The following is a 6,123-nucleotide window of genomic DNA, read 5'->3' as shown; positions in this document are numbered from 1 at the left end:
TTTAATGTGTGGTCGAATATCATTAAAGATACTGAAATTCAGCTACTTGACCTATTTTATTGAGCTAAACTTTGTTAACTAACTCATTTATTTTCAACGGATTGAATAAAAATTTAACGAAGTATTAATATGTTTGACTAATGTTTTAATAATACGTGAAAAGATGAGAGCATTCTGGATTTTCGCAATCTGCCTGACGGTAGCATATATCATCTATTATGCAGTCACTATCGTCCGCGACCTCTATGGCAAGCCGGGCGAGAAGAAATCTGACGAGGAGACCTTCGAGGTTGCATCGTCCGACGACGAACAGGAGGAGGCAAGCGTCAGCGTCGCCGAGAGTGAGACGGGATTCAGCATCGGCGACGAGTCCTTCGAGACGAGCATCGCTCCCGATGAGAGTGCCGACGGCGAGGAGTCCGAAGCCGACAGAGAGAAAAACTCGGAGGCCGCCTTTGCAAAACGAAAGGCGCAGTTTGAATCCGAAATGGAGGATACGCAGCCCTGCTTCTCGGACACCTACGACCACGAGGAGTTGCGAATGGCCTTGATGAACAAAGGTATCTCGGGCAACCGCCCCGCATTGAAATGGACATCCGCAATAGACTGTCTGTAATGAGAGAGAAACTGAAAACGACATTGACGGCACTGTGTTTTGCCCTTCCGCTTTCCTCCTATGCGAAATGCGGCGGTGTGAACTACAGCTGGGGCGCGGATGCGCTTGCTACCATGCACGATTATGTGGTGACGATGATGCTCTATGTCCTCTACATCTGCTACGCCGTCGCTGCTGTTTTCGCCATCGTCTCCGCACTCCAGATATACATCAAGATGAATACGGGCGAGGACGGCATCACCAAGTCGATCGTAACGCTTGTCGGTGCGTGCCTCTTCATCATCGGTGCCTCTATCGTCTTCCCCGCATTCTTCGGCTACCGGGTATAGCCGGAGCAGACAAGAAACTCATGAGTTAAAACGAACATAAGTATTAACGAAAAAAGAAGCAAAACAGATGATTCAGAAAGCAAAAAAGTTTTTGAAAGGGCTGGCATCTCCCGGGAAGCTGAAGATGCTCTGCTTCATGCTGCTCGGTGCTACGGCGGCTATGGCGCAGAACACGGCGGGCGACTATTCGGCAGGCACGACGGCTCTGTCGACCGTCGCCGATGAGATTGCCAAGTATGTCCCCGTCGCGGTGAAGCTCTGCTACGCCATCGCGGGCGTCGTGGCCATTGTGGGCGCCATCAGCGTCTATATCGCCATGAACAACGAGGAGCAGGATGTGAAGAAGAAGATCATGATGGTCGTCGGCGCTTGTATCTTCCTCATCGCGGCTGCTCAGGCTCTGCCGCTCTTCTTCGGTATCTCGTAAATCGGCTGCGTGATGAAAGACAGGGACGAAAGGTATCAGGACTATCCCGTGTTCAAGGGGTTGCAGCGACCCCTTGAATTCATGGGAATACAGGGACGCTACATCTACTGGGCGGCAGGTACGGCGGGCGGAGCCATTGCGGGCTTCATCGTCGCCTACTGTCTGCTGGGTTTCGTTGCCGGGCTGATTCTCCTCGTTGCAGCCCTGTCCGCAGGTGCGGCACTCATCTTCATCAAGCAGAAGAAGGGGCTGCACACGAAGCAAAACGAGCACGGCGTATTCGTGTACGCCTGTTCGAAGAGAGTGTAATCACAGAAAACCATTCAGACAATGTGTGGTTAATTGAATGTTGAACGGCGGGCGGGTTTGTCCTGCGAGGCAAACCCGCCCCATTTTTTGAAAGCGAATGACACGGTACATCATCCTATTCTTCATCGCACTCTGTATCGGAATGGCGGTTTCGGTCTATGCTTTCGGTACGGGCGGCAAGCGACAGCGCATCTTCCGGGACATCTACTTCTCGGTCGAGGATGTGAACGGCATCGGTGTCATCTACACCAAAACGGGCGAATACTCCGCCGTGCTGAAGATGGAGAATCCGGTGCAGAAATACTGCGCCGACATCGACAGTTACTATGAGTTCGCCCGCCTGTTCACGGCTCTGGCGCAGACGTTAGGCGAAGGCTATGCCCTGCACAAGCAGGACATCTTCATCCGCAGGCAGTTTGCCGATGACGGCGGCGGCAGCCGCGAGTTCCTCTCGTCGGCCTACTTCCGCTACTTCAACGGGCGCAACTACACGGACAGCGTATGTTACCTGACCATCACGCAGGAGTGCAGGAAGGGACGCCTGTTCTCCTATGACAGCAAGAAGTGGCGCGAGTTTTTGGTGAAGATCCGCAAGGTTCACGACCAGATGCACGATGCCGGCGTTTCGGCACGGTTCCTCTCGAAGCGTGAGGCGTCGGAGTATGTCGACCGCTTCTTTGCGATGAACTTCCGCGACAAGGTGGTCTCGATGTCGAACTTCAAGGTCGACGAGGAGTCGGTCTCTATGGGCGACCGGCGCTGCAAGGTCTACAGCCTTGTGGATGTGGACAGCGTGAGCCTGCCCTCGCTTATCCGCCCCTACACGAATATCGAGGTGAACAACACGGATATGCCGGTCGACTTGCTCTCGGCAATCGACAATATCCCCGGCGCGGAAACGGTCGTCTACAACCAGATGATCTTTCTGCCGAACCAAAAGCGCGAACTGGCGCTTTTGGACAAGAAGAAAAACCGCCACGCGAGCATTCCCAATCCAAGCAACCAGATGGCTGTCGAGGATATCAAGTGCGTGCAGGAGGTCATTGCTCGCGAGAGCAAGCAGCTGGTCTATACGCACTTCAATCTCGTTGTCGCCGTCGCAGCCGACACGGACATACAAAAGTGTACCAACCATTTGGAGAACGCTTTCAGCCGTATGGGCATCCATATCTCGAAGCGGGCTTACAACCAGTTGGAGATGTTCGTCAATTCGTTTCCGGGCAACTGCTACGGAATGAATCCCGACTACGACCGCTTCCTCACGCTGGGCGATGCCGCCACCTGTCTGATGTACAAGGAGCGCATCCAGCACAGCGAGGATACGCCCCTGAAGATTTACTACACCGACCGCCAGGGCGTGCCGGTAGCAATCGACATCACGGGCAAGGAGGGCCGGCACAAGTTGACGGACAACAGCAACTTCTTCTGTCTGGGTCCCTCCGGCTCCGGCAAGTCGTTCCACATGAACTCCGTGGTGCGCCAGCTCCACGAGCAGGGAACGGATGTGGTGATGGTCGATACGGGTAACTCCTACGAGGGTCTGTGCGAGTATTTAGGCGGCAAGTATATCTCCTATACGGAGGAGCACCCCATCACGATGAATCCTTTCCGCATCAACCGCGAGGAGTTGAATGTGGAGAAGACTGGGTTTCTGAAGAACCTTGTCCTGCTGATATGGAAGGGGTCGCAGGGAACGGTCACCAAGACCGAAGACCGCCTGATCGAACAGGTCATCACGGAGTATTACGACACCTACTTCAACGGCTTCGAGGGCTTCACGCCCCCGCAGCGCGAGGATTTGCGCAAGAGCATTCTGATCGACGACCGCAACCGGGCCGTACAACAGGACGAGAGCGAGGCGGAGCGTGCCGAGCGCATCGAGCGCACCATCGACGAGATAGAGCGCCGCCGCATCGAATTAAAAGTGGAAGAGTTGTCTTTCAACTCGTTCTATGAATTCTCCGTGCAGCGCATACCCGACATATGCAGTGAGAACAGCATTTCGGGCATCGACATCTCGACCTACCGCTATATGATGAAGGATTTTTACCGGGGCGGCAACCACGACACGACACTGAACGAGAATATGGACAGCTCGCTTTTCGACGAGACCTTCATCGTTTTCGAAATCGACTCTATCAAGGACGACCCTCTCCTTTTCCCTCTTGTCACGCTGATTATCATGGACGTATTTCTTCAGAAGATGCGTATCAAGAAGAACCGCAAGGTGCTGGTTATCGAGGAGGCGTGGAAAGCCATTGCCAGTCCGCTTATGGCCGAGTACATCAAGTTCATGTACAAGACCGCCCGCAAGTTCTGGGCATTGGTGGGCGTGGTTACGCAGGAGATACAGGACATCATCGGCAGCGAGATCGTCAAGGAGGCCATCATCAACAACTCCGATGTGGTGATGCTGCTCGACCAGAGCAAGTTTCGTGAGCGTTTCGACACCATCAAGGCGATTCTCGGACTTACGGAGGTGGACTGCAAGAAGATTTTCACCATCAACCGGTTGGAGAACAAGGAGGGCCGCAGCTTCTTCCGCGAGGTCTTCATCCGCCGCGGCACCATGAGCGGCGTGTACGGCGTCGAGGAGCCGCACGAGTGCTATATGACCTACACGACGGAGCGGGCCGAGAAAGAGGCGCTGAAACTCTACAAACAGGAGCTGCGGTGCAGCCACCAGCAGGCTATCGAAGCCTACTGCCGCGACTGGGATGCCAGCGGCATCGGCAAGTCGCTGCCCTTTGCCCAAAAGGTGAACGCCGCCGGACACGTACTTAATCTGAACCCCGCAAAAAAATCGGAATAACGGAAATGAAACGACTGCTTGCTATACTCATTGCCGCAATGACCCTCTTTGCCGAGACCGCACACGCCCAGTATTACAGCGTGAATATCGACACGAAGACGGTCGCGGCGATGGCGGCGGCATTCGGCACGGAGAGCGTCGCCGAAGCCTACTCCAACGAGCAGGTGCAGGCGATTCTGAAGCACTACAACGCAGCAGAGGTGGCGACGGCGGGCATCTTCGCCTCCAAGTTCTTGGAGCGCAAGGCGCTGACCGATTTGGGCATTTGGTCGAGCAGTACGGAGAACTACTACTATCGCCGCATCTACCATATGGTGGCGGAGAAGATCATCCCGAAGATCTGGATCGTGGCGAAGCTGATGCTGCGCTCTCCGCAGACGGCACTCCACTGGGGCAGCTATCTGATGAAGGTGTGCGACGACACGAAGAGCCTGTGTATGCAGTTCGAGAGTGTCGTGACGAACAGCACCCTTTCATTCTCGGATATCGCCTTTTTGGAGTTCAAGCCGGAGATCGCGTCGCTACTGAAACTCTCTCAAATCGGGGATGTGGACTGGCAGCAAATGATCGACGACCTCGCCAGCGTGCCGGGACACTTTACTCGCGAGAATTTGGAGGACGACCTCGACAATCTCTACAATATGGGCGTGGGTCTGGCAACGGCAGGCATCAGCAACATCGGCGATGCGCTGCTTCAGCGAAATTCATTCAACGACCTGTTCAGCGGCAAGATCGGCGCCGTAGCCGATTTGTACAACCATTACAGCGGGCTGTTCGAGCAGGCGGAGAACGACATCGGCACTGCGCTGGTCGGTATGGTGGGCGGCGAGGAGAATGTCGCCGCTCTGTTCAATCTGAGCAACTACAACCTTACGGCGTGGATGACCGACTATTTGGACGAAGTCAGCGGCAGATACTACACACAGCGGTGGTATATCGCCCGTCGCGACCAAGGGAGCGTCCCGCTGTGCGACTACTATCCTCCGACCGACGACAACAGTATTCTCAGCGGCGGTCAGTGGGTGCGGTTCAACACGACCGACCCAAGTTTCTATCCCAGCAGCACGCAACGCGAGCAGGTGCTCTCCAACTCGGAGGCTTATGCCGGCTGGTCACGCTCGCGCGTGCAGCGGCTCAACGCCTCCAAGGACGGCTATACATATACTTTCAATTCGTATATGTCGGGCTACATCATCAACCGCGGCAACAGGCAGACGAAGAAAGCATACGCCTGCGAAATTCATGTTACGAAGAGTTGGAATCGGGAGGAAGTCGTCTACGAGGATATTTTCGACTCCTACACGATGGACTTGAATACGTTCAAGGCGCAGCTGAACGCCCGGCTGTCGGAGTTCAACGACAACGAGGAGGGCTATGTCTACGTAAGCGTCCAAGCACAGCCTGAGTAAAACCGACTACATTCGCGGCTGTAACATTAATCTTGATAAATTATGTATTACAGCAACGAAGATTTTGAAAACTTTTACATTCGCTACAAGGCGGGTAAGCGTCCAAGCACAGCCTGAGTAAAACCGACTACATTCGCGGCTGTAACATTAATCTTGATAAATTATGTATTACAGCAACGAAGATTTTGAAAACTTTTACATTCGCTACAAGGCGGAGGGTC

5 protein-coding genes and 1 pseudogene are annotated in these 6,123 nt (G+C 54.1%); all 6 read left to right on the top strand.

Annotated elements, in window-relative coordinates; translation table 11 throughout:
* Positions 1-163 precede the first annotated feature (163 nt).
* On the top strand, positions 164-616 hold the full coding sequence (locus G7Y39_RS12890) for a hypothetical protein (RefSeq protein WP_165157850.1): 453 nt from the start codon (positions 164-166) through the stop codon (positions 614-616).
* Entirely contained in the window at positions 616-945 is a 330-nt protein-coding gene (locus G7Y39_RS12885; RefSeq protein WP_165157849.1) for a DUF4134 domain-containing protein, read from the top strand. The genes G7Y39_RS12890 and G7Y39_RS12885 overlap by 1 nt, the downstream gene beginning before the upstream one ends.
* 67 nt (positions 946-1,012) lie before the next feature.
* Positions 1,013-1,372, top strand: a complete 360-nt coding sequence (locus G7Y39_RS12880; protein ID WP_165157848.1) for a DUF4134 domain-containing protein — start codon at positions 1,013-1,015, stop codon at positions 1,370-1,372.
* A 12-nt stretch (positions 1,373-1,384) separates the two neighbouring features.
* Entirely contained in the window at positions 1,385-1,681 is a 297-nt protein-coding gene (locus G7Y39_RS12875) for a DUF4133 domain-containing protein (protein WP_165157847.1), read from the top strand.
* A gap of 97 nt (positions 1,682-1,778) precedes the next feature.
* Positions 1,779-4,493, top strand: coding sequence for a helicase HerA domain-containing protein (locus G7Y39_RS12870; RefSeq protein WP_165157846.1), 2,715 nt, complete (start codon positions 1,779-1,781; stop codon positions 4,491-4,493).
* Positions 4,494-4,498: 5 nt separating this feature from the next.
* A pseudogene (locus tag G7Y39_RS12865) lies at positions 4,499-5,875 on the top strand (hypothetical protein); the annotation flags it as partial.
* Positions 5,876-6,123 lie beyond the last annotated feature (248 nt).

Source organism: Parabacteroides sp. ZJ-118, assembly GCF_011038785.1.
Lineage (GTDB): Bacteria > Bacteroidota > Bacteroidia > Bacteroidales > Tannerellaceae > Parabacteroides.
The sequence above is the reverse complement of the archived record's forward strand: the minus strand, read 5'-3'. Positions and strand labels throughout refer to the sequence as shown.